General features: G+C 42.8%; 18 protein-coding genes. 5 read left to right on the top strand and 13 right to left on the bottom strand.

The features are described 5' to 3' along the window. Nucleotides 1-274: 274 nt before the first annotated feature. The 4 genes from DWX28_RS20110 to DWX28_RS17175 are packed head-to-tail and all read left to right on the top strand — an operon-like array spanning nt 275 to nt 2,149. Nucleotides 275-487, top strand: a complete 213-nt coding sequence (locus DWX28_RS20110) for a response regulator (RefSeq protein ID WP_022214478.1) — start codon at nt 275-277, stop codon at nt 485-487. Next, nucleotides 435-1,055 carry a hypothetical protein gene (locus tag DWX28_RS20105; RefSeq protein WP_243002472.1) on the top strand — a complete coding sequence of 207 codons (621 nt, stop codon included), beginning with the start codon at nt 435-437 and terminating at the stop codon, nt 1,053-1,055. Before DWX28_RS20110 ends, DWX28_RS20105 begins: the two co-directional genes overlap by 53 nt. After that, on the top strand, nt 1,003-1,740 hold the full coding sequence (locus DWX28_RS20100; protein WP_243002471.1) for a sensor histidine kinase: 738 nt from the start codon (nt 1,003-1,005) through the stop codon (nt 1,738-1,740). The genes DWX28_RS20105 and DWX28_RS20100 overlap by 53 nt, the downstream gene beginning before the upstream one ends. A 25-nt stretch (nt 1,741-1,765) precedes the next feature. Further along, nucleotides 1,766-2,149, top strand: a complete 384-nt coding sequence (locus tag DWX28_RS17175) for a DUF3783 domain-containing protein (RefSeq protein WP_022214481.1) — start codon at nt 1,766-1,768, stop codon at nt 2,147-2,149. 84 nt (nt 2,150-2,233) lie between these two features. Here the strand turns inward: DWX28_RS17175 and DWX28_RS17170 are convergent, their stop codons facing one another. The 13 genes from DWX28_RS17170 to DWX28_RS17110 form a co-directional block, all read right to left on the bottom strand. Continuing rightward, entirely contained in the window at nt 2,234-3,652 is a 1,419-nt protein-coding gene (locus DWX28_RS17170) for an arabinose isomerase (protein ID WP_118254226.1), read from the bottom strand. A gap of 105 nt (nt 3,653-3,757) precedes the next feature. Further along, nucleotides 3,758-5,161 carry a rhamnulokinase gene (gene rhaB, locus DWX28_RS17165; RefSeq protein WP_118254224.1) on the bottom strand — a complete coding sequence of 468 codons (1,404 nt, stop codon included), beginning with the start codon at nt 5,159-5,161 and terminating at the stop codon, nt 3,758-3,760. A gap of 161 nt (nt 5,162-5,322) precedes the next feature. Next, nucleotides 5,323-6,018 carry an L-ribulose-5-phosphate 4-epimerase gene (araD, locus tag DWX28_RS17160; RefSeq protein WP_118254221.1) on the bottom strand — a complete coding sequence of 232 codons (696 nt, stop codon included), beginning with the start codon at nt 6,016-6,018 and terminating at the stop codon, nt 5,323-5,325. Nucleotides 6,019-6,037: 19 nt separating this feature from the next. Next, a complete protein-coding gene (locus DWX28_RS17155) occupies nt 6,038-6,883 on the bottom strand; it encodes an L-ribulose-5-phosphate 3-epimerase (RefSeq protein ID WP_118254218.1) in 846 nt (281 codons plus the stop codon). A gap of 19 nt (nt 6,884-6,902) precedes the next feature. Continuing rightward, nucleotides 6,903-8,417, bottom strand: a complete 1,515-nt coding sequence (locus DWX28_RS17150; RefSeq protein WP_118254215.1) for an FGGY-family carbohydrate kinase — start codon at nt 8,415-8,417, stop codon at nt 6,903-6,905. A gap of 30 nt (nt 8,418-8,447) precedes the next feature. Next, entirely contained in the window at nt 8,448-9,842 is a 1,395-nt protein-coding gene (locus tag DWX28_RS17145; protein WP_022214487.1) for a DUF4340 domain-containing protein, read from the bottom strand. Continuing rightward, a complete protein-coding gene (locus DWX28_RS17140; RefSeq protein ID WP_022214488.1) occupies nt 9,842-11,278 on the bottom strand; it encodes a GldG family protein in 1,437 nt (478 codons plus the stop codon). The genes DWX28_RS17145 and DWX28_RS17140 overlap by 1 nt, the downstream gene beginning before the upstream one ends. Before the next feature lie 11 nt (nt 11,279-11,289). Further along, nucleotides 11,290-12,153: an ABC transporter permease gene (locus DWX28_RS17135; protein ID WP_118254209.1), complete on the bottom strand. Its 864-nt coding sequence runs from the start codon at nt 12,151-12,153 to the stop codon at nt 11,290-11,292. Next, on the bottom strand, nt 12,150-13,091 hold the full coding sequence (locus DWX28_RS17130; protein WP_022214489.1) for an ABC transporter ATP-binding protein: 942 nt from the start codon (nt 13,089-13,091) through the stop codon (nt 12,150-12,152). The genes DWX28_RS17135 and DWX28_RS17130 overlap by 4 nt, the downstream gene beginning before the upstream one ends. Before the next feature lie 161 nt (nt 13,092-13,252). Beyond that, a complete protein-coding gene (locus tag DWX28_RS17125) occupies nt 13,253-14,395 on the bottom strand; it encodes a substrate-binding domain-containing protein (protein ID WP_022214490.1) in 1,143 nt (380 codons plus the stop codon). Between the two features lie 71 nt (nt 14,396-14,466). Further along, nucleotides 14,467-15,714 carry an ABC transporter permease subunit gene (locus DWX28_RS17120; RefSeq protein ID WP_022214491.1) on the bottom strand — a complete coding sequence of 416 codons (1,248 nt, stop codon included), beginning with the start codon at nt 15,712-15,714 and terminating at the stop codon, nt 14,467-14,469. Beyond that, nucleotides 15,714-16,700, bottom strand: a complete 987-nt coding sequence (locus DWX28_RS17115; protein ID WP_022214492.1) for an ABC transporter permease — start codon at nt 16,698-16,700, stop codon at nt 15,714-15,716. The genes DWX28_RS17120 and DWX28_RS17115 overlap by 1 nt, the downstream gene beginning before the upstream one ends. After that, nucleotides 16,700-18,205, bottom strand: a complete 1,506-nt coding sequence (locus DWX28_RS17110; protein ID WP_022214493.1) for a sugar ABC transporter ATP-binding protein — start codon at nt 18,203-18,205, stop codon at nt 16,700-16,702. Before DWX28_RS17110 ends, DWX28_RS17115 begins: the two co-directional genes overlap by 1 nt. Nucleotides 18,206-18,581: 376 nt before the next feature. On the opposite strand from DWX28_RS17110, the gene DWX28_RS17105 reads away from it, so the two are divergent. Continuing rightward, nucleotides 18,582-19,448 (top strand): helix-turn-helix transcriptional regulator, encoded by an 867-nt coding sequence (locus DWX28_RS17105; RefSeq protein ID WP_118254207.1) that lies wholly within the window; start codon nt 18,582-18,584, stop codon nt 19,446-19,448. The last annotated feature ends 139 nt before the right edge of the window (nt 19,449-19,587 follow it).

Raw genomic sequence — 19,587 nt, 5'->3', positions numbered from 1 at the left:
TACAATTCATCTCACTACCTGCAGAGGTAGGAGAATTCTTGTTATATATTATGTTAAATCTGTATTTATTGTAGCATTGGTTATTTTTTTAGGAAACGGGAAAATATTTTGAATCAGGGTAAAATATTTTCCACTTATCTGCACAAAACATCTTTCATTTTTTCTCGTAATCTTGTATAAAATATGCTAAACTGTTTTGGGGATCGTTTTCATATGGAAACAATCTTATCATAATAAACAATTTTCTTTTTTTACAAATACCAAGGAGAATATTATGAAACTACTGATTGTTGATGACGAAGAACTTACCCGTACCGGTGTGATCTCTTCGATTGACTGGGCTTCACTTGGAATCAGCGAGGTGCTTCAGGCAGACGACGGTGTGCATGGTCTGGAAACTGCACAGCTTCACAGGCCGGAGATCATATTATGCGATGTCCGCATGCCGCGCATGGACGGAATCACTATGCTGGAAAATTCTTCCTGATACCGTCCCGATCTTTATGAGCGGATACTCTGACAAGGAATATCTCAAAGCTGCGATCAAGCTGAAAGCCGTCAATTACATCGAGAAGCCTTTCCGGCTCTCTGAGATCGAGGATGCCATCCGTGAGGCAAGGGATCTCTATATCCGAAAAGTCAATTCCCGCCATGGAGAGACGCTTCATTCCATGGAAACCGCATCACGGCTTGCCCTGCAGCTTACTCTTCCATATTCACAGGATAACTCTGTGATCCGTCAGCTTTCTGATGAACTGCAGTTTACAATGAATTCTTCTACTTTTTTTACTGCTTTTATTGTAAAGACCAAATTATTTCTGGAAGCTTCCACGCCATCCATGGCTGATCTGTTTCAAAAGTTCCAGGATTTTCTGAATCCTTACCATATTACCTGCGTCTATCTCGAAAAGAAGTTTCAATATATGGTGTATTTTCTTTTTTCACAGACTCCGCCTTCCCGCCAGATCCTGACTCATGCCGGAAGTTTTCTGATGGAACACTTTGCGGAATTCGGAAGATATTCCATGGCCCGCGGAGACACTGTCGAATATTGATCAGAATGCCGCATCCGCTCTGCTGGAAAAGCTTCTCCAAAGTTTTTCCAACAACTGCAAATTTCTTCAGAATCCGGTCAAAGATCTGTACTACAAGCTTTTTCTCTGTCTGGAGGATGCACGTCATCAGCAGAAAATTCCAGGTTCCGGCAATCCGGAAACTGTTGCGGAAACAATCGACAGATGTTTTACCTTCGGTGAACTTCACCAGACTCTTGTTGATAAAACAGAAGATTTTTTTAAGAAAGTTTCTGACTGTTCTCAGGAAAACCCTACTATTTTTCTGATCAGGGAATATATCAGCAAAAATTATATGAATGAAACTCTGTCTGTCAAAGATATCAGCAGTCACGTATTCCTGTCCACATCTTATGTATGTACTTTCTTTAAGAACAAAACTGGAACAATCGTCCTGACCGGATGGATCGAAGACACCTCCATTGTGCTTCTGATCTCAGATGACGGTGTCGGCATTCCTTCTGAGAAGCTTTCTGCTATTCTCTCCGGAAACGGGAACAGTACTTCCGGCGGCACTAACATTGCCGTTTATAACACGCATCGGCGACTTCAGATCCTCTATGGTCCTGATTATGGGCTGACCTATTCCAGCACTCCCGGAAGCGGTACGGAAGTGGAAATCCGGATTCCTGCGATCCGAAAGAGTGCCACAGAACATTCTAATTAATACTTTTTAAGAAAGGGATTTTTCTATGAAAACAGATGCTATGATTTTAATGTATAATTTCAAAGAAGATGAAAGAACACGGCAGATCCTACGTTATCTTAATATCGCAGGTATTTCCTGCAAAACAGTTTCTGTAACAGATTATCTGCATCCTCTTGGATATCTGTTCGGACTTCCTGGTTTTTCTCCTTCTCCACAGTTCAACCTGGGCGGGAATTTTACAGATGAGATGCTTGTCATGCATAATTTTTCGCAGGAACAACAGACAGATTTTCTGGGATTTTTCCACAGGAACGGGCTGGCTCCGGTGGATCTGAAAGCAGTGCTTACACCGGTTACGCAGCACTGGAGTTCGTTGAAGCTTCATGGAGAGTTGTCGAAGGAGCATACGTTGATGCACAAAAAATGATTTTAAAAAAGAGAGGCTGTACATCTGCACAGTCTCTCTCTTTTTTTGAATATGAATATGTGTTTCAAATATAGATGGTTTTTGTTATCTTGTTACGATATCAACCGGAATGTTGAAGATCTTTGCAACCTTCAGAATCGTGTCGATATGTCTTCCTGTAGCAGCTGCCATATGATGTGTCGGGCCTGCTTCGCTCCAGCGGTTTACAAACTCTCTTGCACCACAGGTGAAACGTGTTCTCATGTTGGTATCACCAAAGGAAAGGATCGGTCCTTCTTCGTTTACGCCTTCAGCAACAACGAATTTGAAGTGTCCGTCAGCATCCTGTGTGATCGCAAGATAGGTAACCGGACCTGTGTATGGATAGAACTGTGTCAGATATCCGCCGCCTGTTTTGCCGTGGAATACCGGCACGATCTTCATGGTAGGTTTCTTATCAGAGATATCAGCATCTCCGCTTCCGGAATGTCCAATGATGCAGATGTCATCGTTGAAGTCGATGGAGTACATTTCAGAGAGCTGACCTGTACCGGAAATTGTCTTGAGGATACTCATTGCCATGGCAACTTTCATATCACCTTCAACTGCACATGCTGTACCCTGTTTGATCAGCATGGAGAATGCCGGGATCAGCATACTGTCAAGAACTCCGGCTTTGCCCTGTGCAAATCCGTCATAATGGGAAGCAACCATGCTGAGATGTTCGTCTTTTACCCATTTCTCAAATGCAACAACGTATTTTGCCATATCCCATACTTTTTCGATTGTGCCGCCGTCCTCAATATCAAAAGTATCAAGAATATCCTGTGCTTTTGCACGGATTGCTTCTTCATCTGTGATATCATCAGCGATCGCCCACATTTTTTCCCAGTCGAACTGTTTGGTGTACAGGAACATTCTGTTGTACAGGTTTGTCTCATCAATATAAAGATCCATCATACCCGGATATGGTCTTCCGATCTGAGCGATGTTAGTATCACGGAATCTTCTTCTTACCTGTGCAGCTCTGCACCAGTCTTCGATTTCTGCCTGAACAGCCGGATCTCCGCCCTCAACTACACCTGTAATAACAGCATGTCTCTTGCCTGCTCTTTCCAGATCGGCAACTGCCTCACCTACTGCACCACATGCATATCCTTCGCCAAGCCATGCAGCGATATCTGTGTGATCATAATCCAGTGCTTTGAGCTTCTGAACATTCACAAGAACAACCGGAACATTAAGGTCACGGATTGCAGGGAGCATATTGTAGGACGTCGCATAGGTCAGCATCTGAAGAAATACGATATCAACGTCTGCAGCACGGAATTTATCTCCAGCTTCCATGGACTGCTCTTTTGTTGTTACCATTCCTCCGTCAATGATCTCTACTGTATCAGGAATTGTTTTTTTGAATGCCTCATACTGAGCCTCAAACTCAGGTACCAGTGACGGGAACTGAGGCAGATATGCGCCTAAAGCAATAGAAAATACGCCGACTCTTGCTTTTGTGTTTACTAACATAATAAAACCTCCAATTTATTTTATTAATGTATATACTCACCTTATTCCAGGTGCATATAGCTCAATAACAGGATGATTGGGTAAAAGGTCTCCAGCTATAATCTCTCAGGCTTTAAAAATCTTGATTCCGAAAGACTCATGAATAGTTGTACGAGCCTCTTCAACAGACTGGAATTCGCCTTCCTTGAGCATCTGTGCAGTAATGTTTCCGATCGCAGTTGCTTCTCCAGGACCTGCATGAACTTCTTTACCTGTTGCCTTTGCTGTAAGTTCATTCAGATATCCCGCATTGGAACCACCGCCAACTACATGGATACGGCTGTAAGTTCTTCCTGTAAGTTCTTCCAGTTCTTTTGCTGCTTTTGCATAACATTCAGCAAGACTGGTGTAAATAACAGTTGCAATCTCACCCATTGTCTCCGGAACCTGCTGTCCTGTTCTGCGGCAGTAGTCCTTTACTTCTTCTGTCATGTTTTCCGGAGAAAGGAAACACTCATCATTTGCATCTACTCTGGATGGGAAATCCTTTGCTTCTTCTGCCATAGCACAGATCTCTGCAAAACTGTACTTGTCATTTACTTCATGACGAACAGACTGGATCATCCACAGACCCATGATGTTCTTGATATAACGGAAGCGTCCTGCATATCCACCTTCGTTTGTGAAGTTCAGTTCACAGCTCTTTGGTGAACAGTCCGGAGTCTTTCTTTCGATTCCCATCAAGGACCATGTTCCGGAACTGATATAGATAAAGTCATCATCGTTTGCCGGTACTGCAAGAACTGCAGATCCTGTATCATGTGTTGCCGGTGCAACAACTTCTACGTCAAAACCGACTTCTTTCTGAAGTTCTTCAGTCAGATGTCCTACGCTCGTGCCAGGCATGATCAGTTTCTGGAAAATTCTTCTCGGATATCCCAGTTTGTCGATGATCTCATAATCCCAGTCTTTTGTCTGTGCATTTACCATCTGGCCTGTTGTAGCCTCTGTGTACTCACAGGTCTTCTGTCCTGTCAAAAGGAAGTGGAAGTAATCCGGTACATGAAGAAGAGTCTCTGCCTGCTCCAGATATTCCGGATGTTTTGTCTTAACTGCCATCAGCTGATATATCGTATTGTAAATAGCTTTCTGGATACCTGTTCTTGCATACAATTCTTCAACCGGAATTAACTTGTAAACTTCTTCATCCATTCCCTCTGTACGATGGTCACGATATCCAACTGTATTACCAAGTACCTTGTCATCTTTATCAAGAAGAACGAAGTCAACACCCCAGGTATCAACGCCCATGCTTACCGGAATCTTACCGATCTCTTTACATTTCTTAAGACCTGCAACGATTTCTTTAAAAATACGGTCAAATTCCCAGCAGAGTTCTCCATCTTTCTTGACCATACCATTCTCAAAACGATGAATCTCCTCGAGCTCCATTCTGCCATTCTCCATGTGTCCAAGGATCAGACGTCCACTGGATGCTCCCATGTCTACTGCTGCGTAATATTTAGCCATTGTAAAAACCTCCTAAATGTTTTTCTTTTATACAGCAAATTCCCTTGTGCAAACTGCTGTACATTCCTTCTCGTTTTCTTCTTAATAATAACATAATACAACAAGGTTCTTCAAGTGTGAAGAACCTTGTTTGTTTAAAAAAGTGTCTTTATTTGCAATTGTTATTTTACAATCTGCCCGTAATAAGCGTTTGCGCCGTGCTTTCTGTAATAATGTTTGTCCTGAAGTTCCTGTGGTGCCGGTTTTACCTGCGGATTGATCAGTTCACAGCGGGATGCCATTTTTGCAACTTCCTCAAGCACAACTGCATTATGTACTGCCTCATGAGCATCTTTGCCCCAGGTGAATGGTCCGTGGTTTTTGCAGAGTACTGCTGGAACTGCCTCGTAATCTTTGTCTTTAAAGTACTCAGCAATCAGCACTCCTGTATTTTTCTCATATGCCTCGTCGATTTCTTCTTTTGTGAGGTTTCGCACACAAGGTACTTCTCCATAGATATAGTCTGCATGTGTGGTTCCATAGCATGGAATGCCTCTTCCTGCCTGTGCCCAGCTTGTTGCCCAGGAAGAGTGTGTATGTACGATTCCTCCGATATTCGGGAATGCATTGTACAGAACAACATGTGTTGCTGTATCAGAAGACGGATTGTACTCACCTTCTACTTTATTTCCCTCAAGGTCAACAACAACCATATCTTCTGGTTTGAGCTTATCGTAATCCACACCGCTTGGTTTAATTACAAAAAGTCCTTTCTCACGGTCGATGCCACTGACATTTCCCCAGGTGAATGTCACCAGTCCATATTTCGGCAGATCCATATTTGCTTTGTAAACTTCTTCTTTTAATTTTTCTAACATTATTCTTTCCTCCTGAACTTTATTTCTGAGCATCCAGTATCGGACACATCATTTTTACTGCATCATCAAGATCTTTTTTCCATTCCGGATTTCCTGTGTACCAGAATTCCGTCACAAATCTGCGTACTCCCAGATCCCAGGCCTTCTCTATTGCCGCCTCAAAATCCACATGCCCTGTTCCATACGGAATTTCCCTGAATTTTCCAGGGACAGTCTCCTTAAGATGAAGAGAAGTCAGATTCCCTCTGCCCAGTTCCATATCCTCCAGTACATCTGACTTATAAAGAACCGCTGCATTGGTGAGATTTCCGATATCTGGATAGACTTTAAGATAATTGGAGCCACACAGTGTTACATATTTCATGGCTTTCTCAACCGTATTCATAAATTCATTTTCCATCGTCTCAAGTCCGATAAGCACGCCGGTCTTTTCTGCCAGTCTTGCAGCCTTTCTCAGATTTTCAAGAAATCTGTGTTTTGTATCCAGTGTTGATTCCTCATAATAAACATCATATCCCGGGATCATCACAACACGGATTCCAAGATCATCTGCCAGTTGAAGTGATTTTTCCAGGATCGTCATTCCTCTTGCACAGCATGCTTCATCACTGCTTCCGATCGCATATTTGGTAAGTGCACTGACACACATTGTCCGGATCGGAAGTCCGGTCTCATACATGGTTTTTACAAGTTCCAGGCGTGATTCTCTGTCCATATCCAGCCGGGCGATCTTTTCTTCTGTTGCATCAATACTGATTTCAACATAATCATAGCCAGCTGCCTTTGCCGCCTCCAGTCGTTCTTTCCATGTCAGCGTACCCGGCATTGCCTTTTCATACAGTCCAAGCTCATATGCCTTACTCATTCTGTGGTTTCTCCTTTTCCTAGTTTCTGAAGTACTTCCATGCCCCATTCAGTCCATCGATCACCGCACGGTATGCCGCATATTTTTCTTTATAGATATCTGCATATTCCGGTCTTGGCTGTATTGTCTTGGTGATTTTTACTGTACGTCTCATTGCATCCTGATAATCTTTGTAGATTCCTGCTGCAATACCGGCTGCCATCGCCGCACCCTGTGCGCCGAGTTCCTTATCCTCGATCACATCGATTGGAAGCTGAAGTGCGTCTGCAAAAATCTGTACCCATACATCTGAATTTGCAGCGCCTCCGGAAAGTCGTACACTCTTCGGACGTTCACGGTTTCTCAGCAGTTTGTTGACATGGGTTACATGGGAGAAAACAATTCCCTCATAAACTGCACGAAGCATATGTTTCTTATTATGGTAAGCAGTCAGGCCTACAAAGGTTCCCTTTGCCAGTGGATCTTCGTTGGAGCCGTTCAGGAATGGAAGGAAGATGATATTGTTGTCCTGCGGCTCGATAGAAGCTACCCACTCATTGGTGATATCGTATACGGAGCCTCCGTTTTCTTTCGCTTCTGCTTTTTCATAACTCATAAGATTGCGGATGAACCACTCCATATTTCCGGCAGATGTCGGGCTGCTCTCCTCGATCAGATAATATCCCGGCATGCAGAACAGAGAATTCAGTGCAACTGTGCCGTTTGTCACAGGTTCTTTCGAAATATACTCGTTGATACTCCAGGTTCCGGCCACCATACACATCTGTTCTTCATCAGAAAGTCCGGATGCGATTCCGCATGCGTTGATATCAAACATACCTGCAGCTACCGGGATTCCCTCCGGAAGACCGGTCTTCTCACTCGCTTCTTTTGTCACATGTCCACAGATATCGGCAGCGTTGCGAAGCGGCGGAAGCTTGTCGTAGCATTCTTCCAGATCAAAAAGCTTCATCAGTTCACGGTCATGTTCGTGTGTGATCATATTGACAAGATTTGATCCGGAACAGTCTGTGTATTCACTGTATGCCTCTCCTGTCAGCATGTAACGGATATAATCTTTTACTGCAAAGATATACTGTGTTCTCTCAATGACTTCCGGCATATTTTCTTTTAACCATGCCAGGATGCTTACCGGCTGTACTGCCAGAATGTCCTGCAGGGTTTTTTCATAAACCTTTTTGTCAGTGCCATCCTCATGCCATCTTTTGACCTGTGCCCAGGCTCTTGTATCCGTAGAAATGATTCCGTTATAGGAAGGCTTTCCATCATAGCCTACCATGTACAGACCTTTTCCATGTCCTGAGAAAGAAACCCCTGCAATGTCCTTTGGATCGATATTACTCTTCTCGATCGCATTACGTACAGCCTGTGCATTTACCTCCCAGAGTTCATCCATATCCCTTTCTGTATAACCTGGCTTCGGAGTGATCGTCACAGTCGGTACACTGGCCACAGAAATCTGCTTTCCGTCTTCATCAAAGAGCGCTGCCTTTGAAAAAGTACCACCATTGTCAATCCCCATTAAGTATTTCATGCCATACCTCCTCTTTTTATATATGATTTTTTATTTTAATTCTTCCAGAAGTCTGTCCAGCTTCTCTGTCATTGTCTTTACATACAGTTTATTTGTATGTGCTGCTTTTGTGCCATCCTCATAGATGACCGTGTAGAAATTCTGGTCTTCTTCATAATATGTAATTTCTTTCTTTGAACCATCCGTCAGTGTATATACAAGCTTCAAAGCCTCATCCCCGGTTTCTTCCGGCACGCTCTCCAGACGTTCCTGGGCGGTCACACTGACACATGCATAGTAGAAATCTGTAAATAATTTTTCATCCACTTCCTGCTCATCTACAAGCCATTTTACTGACTCCAGACCACCCTTTGTCGTCTGTGTTTCTTTTCTGAGCACATGCGTTGCACCATCTCTTGTAACTTCAAGTTTATCAAGATCCCCAATCGAAACAAAGCTGTATGTCAGACTCCAGTAAGAAGCCGCACTGGATTTCAGAAGGTCTGTCAGATACTCTCCACGAATCGTATGAATCTCCGGAAGTTCATTCAGCCTTGCATAATAGTTGCCGTTTTCATCCTCATCGCCTACGGAGAGTTCAAACTCTTTTGCTTCTTCTCCGTCTTTGTATTTTACGGTGAGTACCATCTGCGGATCGTCCAATCCATATTTTACATAATCGGAACAATTGTATTCAAGATCCTGATACCAGATAATATTGGACACATTATCCTGGACCATGCCGACCAGATTCAGGTTTGCAAGCTGGCTTTCTCCCTCTTCATCCTCCACCGTACACTGGTCATCCCCTGTCATGATAAGGACATAAGAATCTTCTTCCTTGTCCACATCAAACTCTGTCATCGTTTCCGGTTTTACCTTCGGGAAGTCCGTATAGGCTGCAAAATCCTGCAGCTTACCTGCGAAATCCGAGTCAAAGGCAGTTTTTGTCATATAAACCTTATCTGATTTTTCTTCTGTCTGGAAGTACAGTTCATGCGTGGACGTATTCTTATCTCCGATATACAAATCCTTCTCTGTTCCGTCAGAAAGTGATATCTGAATCGTATTTGCCGGTTCTTCCAGTCCGAACTGCGCCAGATCCCCCCTTGCGTCCAGCTCTCTGGTACAGCTCACAGAAGAAATATCTGCAAGCAGCTTCTGGATCTTATTTTCATTCATCTGAAATACAGAGTCATCCGGACAGATCCAGGTGTCATTCTTTTTTTCAAAGGTCAGTATCCCGTCGTCACCGCTGAAAGAAATACTGCTCACTTCATCCGTGTCTGTCTCAAACACAACAGATGCCGCAGCCTCTTCCTGCTCTTTCTGGCTCTCTGCCTCTTTTTGTTTATCTGAGTAACGCAGAAGAAACAGATAGGCCAGTCCTGCAAGGATGACCAGGATCAGTGCAATGACCAGTTTTTTTATTTTTTTTCCATCCATCAGCGTTTTCTCCTTGATGCCCAGACTGCCAGTCCTGCAATAATAAACAGAAGTGGAAGTGTAAATACACAGATCGCTGTCCATATATTTGCTGCCCGGTCTGTCAGTGTCAGATATTTGACCTGAAGGCTCTTGGTCTGTACTGCCGCTGAAGTTTTTTCTCCATTGCAAAGGTAATTTACAGTTCCGCCGAGAAGCTGTGCATTGCTTCCGGATACAGCCTGATTATAATTGGATTCCAGCAAATATCCTGTACTGTAATAGACGATCTCCGTATCAGCCTCATCATCGTTGTTCGTATCTTCCTGGATCAGCATACCGATCGTAAACGGACCGCTCTTATCTCCCTTTTCCTTCTCAGAGGTTGTCATGTTTTCCACATCTTCTTTGCTGTAGGATGCATCAGAAGTCGTCAGAAGCGGCTGATAGGTGATGGAATCTCTGTGTGAATCCGAAGTAAGGATTCCCTGGCTCATCGGTGCCAGAACAGAACCATTGCCATATACATTTTCGGTAATTGCCGAATAACTGATATCCGGAACCAAACAATACTGATAAGACATATATTTATCAGAGTCGCCTTCCAGGATGATTCCTTTTTCTCTTTCAACTCCATAATTTGCGAGGATGGAGTCAAAATTCGGCATATCCTCTACGGTATAATTTGAGAAGATGATCGCTTTACCTCCGTCTTCCAGATAGTCAATGATCTTCTGTGCTTCTTCCTCAGAATAATCTACTGTCGGCGTATTGATAAGAATTGCATCTGCATCCTCCGGAACCTTATCTGTAGTCATCAGATTCAGCGTCAGTGGATTTACATTATCCTTGGAAATCACATCTCCAAATGCACTTCCAAGTGCTGTCTCTCCATTTCCGCTTAAGATATACAGATTCGGGATGTCTTTGGCTGTCACATAATCTACAGCACTTGTTATCATTCCCTCGCCGTCAAATCCGGTCTTTACATAACTGTAAGTATTATAGTTCATGCTCTCCACATACATGGAATCCGCATTCACTACTTTACTCACATCACCGCTGACTGCGATCACACTGTTATTTGCAACATCTTCCTGGGTATATTTGGAAGTAAATCCCGGATACAGAGCCGGATCGATCTGCTCTACTTTAATGTGGGAGGATGCAGACTCATAACGGTCCAGAAGCTTCTGGATCGTGTCGTCTTCTTTTCCGCCTTCACAGATATAATAAAGCTCCACATCCTGATCCAGGTTTTTGAGTATTCCTGTCGTAATATCGGTCAGGGTATACAGTTTTTCGTTGCTGAAATCAAACTGGGTTACTTTGACCGGAAGATGATTCACGATCAGATTCACTATGATCAGTCCTGCCAGAAGCAGTACGGTAAGCAAAATACTGTAAGAACCGTTTATCAGAATTTTGCTGTTCTGTTTGTTGTCTTTATTCTTCATGTCCCTACCTCCTAGTTCCAGCGTCTTTTTGCAATCGTCTGAACTGTCAGGAACAAAAAGAAAACAATAACAGATACATAGTACACGATCGCGGATATATCCAGAATGCCGTCAAAGAAATTTGTCAGCCTTCCATTCATATAAAATACAGACAGAACCTTGCGGAAGCTTCCTTCCAGAAGAGATGCCTTTGCAAAATAAACCACCTGGAGTGCCACCTCAAGAAGCACGCCTGCTCCGATCACAACCTTGAGATTTCCGATCATATTATAGACCAGGGCCATCACAAGAACAATCACTACAGTAAATGCACTCACAGATGCGATTGCAGTATTAGGAACCATTTTGCCGATCGTGTTCATCAGATAGCAGACCAACAGAGTTCCGAATGTCATAACCGCTGAAATCACCGGATTTTCTGTGACTGATGAGAAAAATACTCCGATTGCAATATTGGCACAGCCGAGGAGATAGAATCCAAGGATTGAAAAATATGCTGCCGGAAGGTTTACTGTTCCAAACATAGTAAGGATCAGAGGATAAATGCAGATGATCAGCATCGGAATGGTGAACAGAACTACAACTGCCAGATATTTACCGATCACAATGTCTTTTACTGTCATTGGCAATGTAAGTAATAACTGGTCTGTTTTCTGTTTTTTCTCCTCTGCCAGAACACGCATTGTCAGGATTGGAACAAATACCAGAAAAATAAACTGAACATTCTGGAGTACCAGTTCAAATCTTGGCGAAGCAAGATTCAGATTCTGATATGCAAAATATAGGCTTACGACTGCCAGCATAAATGCAACAAACACATATCCGATCATTGAGATCCGATAACTTCTTAATTCTTTTCTACATACAGCGATCATGCTCTTCCCTCCTCAGTAATTTCAAGAAAGATGTCTTCCAGCGACATTCCTGCCCTGCTGATCTCAAGAAGCGGGATTCCTGCCTCTGCAAAACGGAAGAATAACTGTTTTCTGTAATCCGCCTGATCCTGTACTTTCAGCTGGAACCTGTATGTCTCAGCTTCTTCTGCTTCTTTCATATCAGCGATACTGAGTGCCGGGAATTCACGCAGGATATTCTGGATCTTCTCCAGTTCTCCCTGTGCACTCAGACACAGGATATCCTGTCCCTTAAACAGTTTTTCCAGATTTTCTGTACTGTCACTCACTACCAGATGTCCCTTGTTGATAATAACCACATGGTCACACACTGCCCCAATCTCAGAAAGAATATGCGAGCTTATCAAAACGGTGTGATCTTCTCCCAGCTGCTTTATCAGTGTGCGGATCTCTATGATCTGCTTCGGATCCAGTCCGACGGTAGGCTCATCAAGAATAATGATATCCGGATTTCCAATCAGTGTCTGTGCAATTCCGACTCTCTGCTTATATCCTTTGGAAAGATTTTTGATCAGCCGATCCTTCATATTGGTGATCATCACTTTTTCCATGACATCTCCTATCATGGACTTTCGTTCTGATTTCGGCACGCCCTTGAGATCTGCCACTGTGAACAGATACTCCCAGACTGTCATGTCCATATACAACGGGGGAATTTCCGGAAGATATCCAATATGCTTCTTGGCCTCTTCTGCCTCTTTAAAAATATCATGTCCTTCAATAATGACTTCCCCTGATGTCGCGGCAATGTAGCCGGTCATTATATTCATTGTAGTTGATTTTCCGGCACCATTTGGTCCTAACAGCCCATAAATTTTTCCTTTTTCAAGTGAAAAACTGATGTCCTGTACGGCAAAATGATCTCCGTATTTCTTTGTAAGATTTCTAACTTCAATCAAGATATTCCCTCCTGTTGATCAAACTCTTCCCCAATTATAATACATTATCAGAAAATATGCCACTGTCGTCCCTGATATGTATGAAAGAAAAGGCGTCCGCCCGCGGGCGAACGCCTTTGTTATCGCATTTCTAATTTATTTAAACAGAACTGCAATACAGATTAAAGTTTGTCAACCCACTCTGCCATGTTGTCTTTGTAGAATACATAAGGCTGACCTGTGAGAACGCCTGTGCCACCATCGCCATTGTCTTCAGCGGTGAATGTCTCAGCTTCATATTCGCCCCAAGCTTCCATATCAACAGTTGATCCTGCGGATCCGTCAAATCCATCGTTCTGAACTGCCATCTGGATAGCTGCTGTAGAAGCTCCAAGATGAGATACATCCCACAGCATCATGTATGGGCAAACAAATGAGAACTCATCATCATCTGCTGTAGCCGGCATATAGTTCTTCATTTCTGAAGGAAGTCCAAGACCTGTCAGTTTGATATCAGATTTAGCCTGTGTAAGAACTTCACCTGCTGCTGCGATACCAACTGTTGTTGGGGAGATGATTGCATCTACATTGTTTTCAGCCAGGAATGCCTGAGCCTGTGTAGTAGATTTTGTTGCTTCGTCATCACCATATTTCTTGTTGAGTTCCGGGCTCACTTTGCCTTTGTAGATGTCTTTCTGAAGTTCCTTCTCCATAACTGCGATCCAGCCATTCTGTACAGGTGTATCGATACCAGCGGAAAGAACACCAAGTCTGATCTCGTCTCCGTCGTAATCAGCGAGAGCTGCCTCTACAGTTTTTTCCATTGTTACGTCTTCCGGATCATAAGCTACGCCAAGAACCTGAAGAACTGCTGCGCGAACCTGCATAGCTCCGATATCTTCTGTGGATGCCTGATTGTTGTGAGTTACACGATAATCAGCAGATGCAGAAGAGTCAACGGATACGATCGGAACACCCTTTTCCTGAGCTTTTGCAAATACTTCATCAAATCCTGTATCACCATTTGTAGAAATGGAGATGGATTTGCATCCCTGAGTAATTGCTTCGTCAATGAGCTGTACCTGAGCTGCTACAGTTGTCTCAGCCGGTGATTTCTCTGTGCAGTTTTCCCCAACCTGCTCCATATAAGATGAGAAACCTTCATACATGATAACACCAAATGCGTTACCTACGGATTTGAACATAAATACGTGAGAACCAGATACATCTGATGTGTTACCAGCTGCTGAAACTGCTGCCGGAGCTGCCAAGGCCATTGTTGTTGCAAGGCCCATAGCCATTGCCTTTTTGAGATTTTTCTTCATGAAACACTTCCTCCTTTTTTTATATATATAAACATCTTTGTGTTTATATTTCGTAGTTCAGACAGGTAAGATTATTTGAAACGCTCTTTTGCTTTCTTTGCGTTTTCCTGCTGTTCTGCCCACCACTGAGCAGATTTCTCTTTACATTCTTTCTGAGCTGCTTCGATCTTCTTATTGAGTTTCTCGATCTGAGCTGCCTTGTCAGATGCATTGCCTTTTTCAAGTTCTTTGATCTGTTTCTTCATATCTTTAACAGCAGCTGCTGTTCTGTCATTGATTGCTTCAATGTTCTTATTGTTATGATAGAACAGTCTCAGTTTGATATCTTTGATCATCTGTTTGTTGATCGTGGAGATCAGGATCGTTACGATAAGGATAACACCGATAACGATTTTCTTTGTGTTCGGGTCGATACCCATAAGTCCCAGTGCATATGTAAGGAAAGCCATGATAAAGGTTGCAATGATAGGTCCCCACATTTTACCTTTACCACCATTGGTAGAAACACCACCTAATACCGCACAGGCGATCGCAGTCATTTCATATCCTGTACCCATGGAAGAGGAAAGACCTCCACCCATACGTCCGATAAAGAAGATAGAACCGATACCTGCCATGAATCCCATGAGGATAAATACCTGCATTTTGACTTTCTTAACACTGATACCTGAATAATTTGCACATGTCGGGTTGTTACCAACAATGTAAACTTTACGTCCAAATGGTGACTTGTGAAGAACAAAGATGAAGATAGCACCCATGATAAGGAAAAGCACCATACTCAGCGGAATGATTCCACCAATGTTCATCCATCCGATCTTGTTGTACCACTTCGGGAAATTCTTCAGAGAATTCTCACCCAGAACGATTTCCACAATACCTCTGAATAACATGGATGTAGAAATTGTAGTGATAACCGCCGGCATTTCAAGGAAAGCAACACAGAATCCATTGAATGCTCCACAGAGCATACAAACAATGATTCCGACGATAACACAGATGAGTGACGGAAGTCCTTTATCCATCAGAAGTCCTGTTACCATTCCACCCAGGATCATCTGTGCTGCTACTGATACGTCAATGTCACCCAGCAGAAGGATGAATACCATACCAAGTACAAGCGGAGAAACATCCAGACCTGCATTGATCATTGACTGAACTGTACCGTGGGTAAAATAAAGATCCGGTTTTATAACCGCCAACAGTACATTAATTAAAACCATGATATATACAAGAATCATTTCCCATTTGACAAGGAATTTCTTTAATACAAATCCTTCCTTGACACTGAGGTCTCTGTCGTAATTACTTCCTGGCATTAGATCAACGCACTCCTTTCTTTGAGAGCCTGTCTCTTAGCAGACTGCTCGGTAAAGTAGTTAATTGCAACGGCAACAATGATAATTCCGCCCTGGAGTGATTTCTGCCATACACTCATACCAGGAATCATACTAATGAAATATGTGATCACAGACATGATAAGTGCACCGATTGCCACACCATCCATACGTCCTTTACCACCGGTGATAGATACTCCACCGAGAACGCAGATTGCGATCGCAGTCATTTCAAAACCGTCTGCCATTCCATAATAACCAATTGCATAGTTTGCAGTATAAAGCATACCTGCCAGACCTGTCACTGCACCACAGATCACGAAAGAATAAAATGTTACCTTTGGTTCTTTGATACCTGCAACTGCTGCAGATTCACGAGATGTACCGATTGCATAGATTCTTCTTCCTGCGGAAGTATATCCAAGGAACAGTCCTGCTACAACCAGCAGAATGATCGTGATCCAGAGGATGATCGGCAGTCCTAAGAACTGTCCGATTGCAAACGTACGATATCCGTTCAGTTCTTCGTACTGTGCAGCGAACCACCACTGTCCGCCGGAAACTACAAACGCAAGACCACGGAAGATGTACATCGTACCCAGGGTACAGATCATCGGAACCATGTGAAGGTATCCAACCAGGAAACCATTCAGTGCACCACAGAGTGCGCCGAGAACAATTGCAAATAATACCCATACGATTCCAGGGATTCCCGGATGGCTGCATGCAAGAGTGGTACAGGAAATACCAACAAATGCAAGCTGGGAAGCGATGGAAATATCAATACCGCCTGTAAGAATAACCATCATCTCAGCAATCGCAAGGAGTGCATAGATTGTATTGTTCTGAAGCATACTTACCAGAGATGTGGAAGTAAACATACCCGGTGTAAGGAAACGGGCGATCACCAGCAAAATGATCAGAACTGCGATCAATCCGGTATTTCTGGATTTTAATAAATTTTTCATTATTTATGCCCCTCTCTTTCTTTCAGAGATGCTTCAAGCAGCATTTCCTGGGTTACAGTTTCCATATCGCCAAACTCACCTGTCACACGACCGCTCTTCATTACAACGACTCTGTCTGCAACACCAAGAACCTCCGGCATTTCAGAAGAAACCATAATGATTCCGTATCCTTTGCATGCCAGACTGTTCATAATCTCATAAATAGAATATTTTGCACCAACGTCGATACCCTTTGTAGGCTCGTCCATGATCAGAACCTTCTGATCGGAACTCAGCATCTTGGCAACAACGACTTTCTGCTGATTACCACCTGACAGAGATGACGGCGGTGCTGTAATATCGTTTGCTTTCAATTGGATCTTCTTGCACAGGGCAATCGCATTTTCCATTTCTTTATCTACATCCATCTGTCCGCCCTTTACAAACTGCTTCATGGAAGCGGAAGATACGTTCTGATAAATAGGAAGTTCATTTACAAGACCCTGGGTCTGTCTGTTCTCCGGAAGAAGTCCGATTCCAAGATTAAGAGCATCGATCGGACTCTTGATATCTACTTTCTTTCCTTCCAGACGGATCTCACCGCTGTCCGGATGCATGATACCATAAATTGTCTGACATACCTCAGTACGTCCTGCTCCTACCAGACCTGTCAGTGCAAGGATCTCACCTTTACGTACATTGAAGGAAATATTCTTGAAATATCCTTCTTTGCTGATATTATCAACCTCAAGTACCACATCACCGATCTTGGCTGTTTTCTCAGGATACATGGAATTCAGTTCACGACCAACCATTGCCTTTACAAGATCTGCATTTGTGATCTTGTCAACATCCCAGGAACCAACATATGTAGAATCACGGAATACGGTAACACGGGTAGCCAGCTCATACATATCTTCAAATCTGTGAGTAATGAAGATAATGGAAACTCCCTTGTCTCTCAGATCTTTCGCAATGCGATATAACTGAAGACATTCATTTCTTGTAAGCGAAGCTGTCGGCTCATCCATGATCAGGATTCTTGCATCACAGGAAAGTGCTTTTGCGATCTCAACCAGCTGCTGCTCTGCAACAGATAAGTTGCCCATCGGTTTGTTTACATCGATCTCTGCACTTAAAGGCTGAATCAGTTCTTTCGCACGCTGTCTCATTGTCTTCCAGTCATAGAAGCCAAATTTATTCTTAATTTCCCGTCCCATAAAAATATTCTCTGTAACAGTCAGATCAGGGAACGCCGTTACATGCTGATAAATAGCAGCAATTCCAAGTTTCGCTGAGTCTGTAGTGTTTCTTAATGTTACCTGCTCACCATCCAGCAGCATGATTCCGCTGTCCGGCTGATGTACACCGGTAATGACCTTAATAAAAGTTGATTTACCAGCTCCGTTTTCTCCCATCAGAGCATGAATCTCGCCTCTTTTTAACTGAAAGTGAACTCCATTCAGAGCTTTAACTCCACCAAATGTTTTTACTACATCTTTCAGTTCCAAGATATACTCACTCATTTTGTGTCTTACTCCTCCCTTTCCTTCGTTGTGATTGAACTGCGTTGCGTTCTTTATGTATCTGATTTTATACAAATCATAGAGTTTTTCAATATATAAAATTGCTTTACGGGTATCAAAAATTGCGTTTTTGGCACTTTTTTATATTTTACAACAAAAAAGCATCTTATCTTTTAACAATCTTCACATCAGTTTCATCTACCTGTCAGTTTTTGTTTATCTATATTGCCAATGACAGTTTTTACATAAATTTTCTCCTTTATTTTGGTTCTTTGTACACTTTTTTTTCTTCTATATTATTGGTATAATAAAAAGCATTACCAGTTACGGTTCCCTTGTGCGCAGTAACTGACTATCATTTCTTGCGGAGGTTTTTATGCGACTGCCAAAACATCTTATGCCCACCGACTATTTTTCGGTCATACCCAAAACAGATGTCCAGATCACAGCCCTTCCCTTCTATATAAAGGAAGTCGGATACTGCAATGACCGTAAATTTATCCGTGGTGCCTGCAACAACTATTCAGACTACTTATTCGTCTACTCCCTGTGTACCATGAAGTTCAAAAAAAACGATGAGAAACATCCTGTTCATTCCCATGATATCATTGTATCTGCCTGCAATACACCGTTGACATTCTCTCTTCCTATTTCTTATGGAAAGACACGACGTGAATACCTGTATTTTATCATCGGTGGATCCCACGCACAGCAGTTTTACAATTATATCAGACGGCATGACTGTACGTTTCATTTCAACAAGCTTCATCACATGCTGGATCTCTTTCTTGAGATCCTTGAGATCGACTATAAATCAGACCCTATGTCAGCACAGATGCATGCCAGTTCTGTAGTGCATCAGATCTACCTGGAACTGTACATTCTCTCCCAGAATATTCTGAACGCCAAAAAGCAGACTCCTGTTCAGGACAGTGCCGTAAACACAGCACTTAAGTATATCCAGACGCATTATCAGAGTGATCTGAGTATCGATGCAGTCTGCAACAGCGTCAGCTTCTCAAAATATTACTTCTGCAAGCTGTTTAAGGAACATATGGGAATCTCAATCCACCAGTATGTCACGGAATTCCGTATTAATAAGTCCAAGGAACTTCTGAGTTATTCCAAGCTCTCAATCTCTGCAATCGCAGCTTCTGTCGGCTTCAAAAGCCCACTTACCTATACGCGAAACTTCGAGAAGCTGGAGCATATGACACCTTCGGAATACAGGGAATTATACTAAGTCTTTCATCATGGTACTTTTCCCAGAAAATCCGACAGATTTACAGAAAAAAGACATAAAAAAGAAACCCCGGAAAATCCGCAATGTCATTAAGTTAGTATGACGCATAAAGATCTCTATATCTGAAATGGTATAGGGG

Origin of the sequence: Blautia sp. AF19-10LB (genome assembly GCF_003461245.1) — a bacterium.
Classification (GTDB): Bacteria; Bacillota; Clostridia; order Lachnospirales; family Lachnospiraceae; genus Blautia_A; species Blautia_A intestinihominis.
The sequence above is the reverse complement of the archived record's forward strand: the minus strand, read 5'-3'. Positions and strand labels throughout refer to the sequence as shown.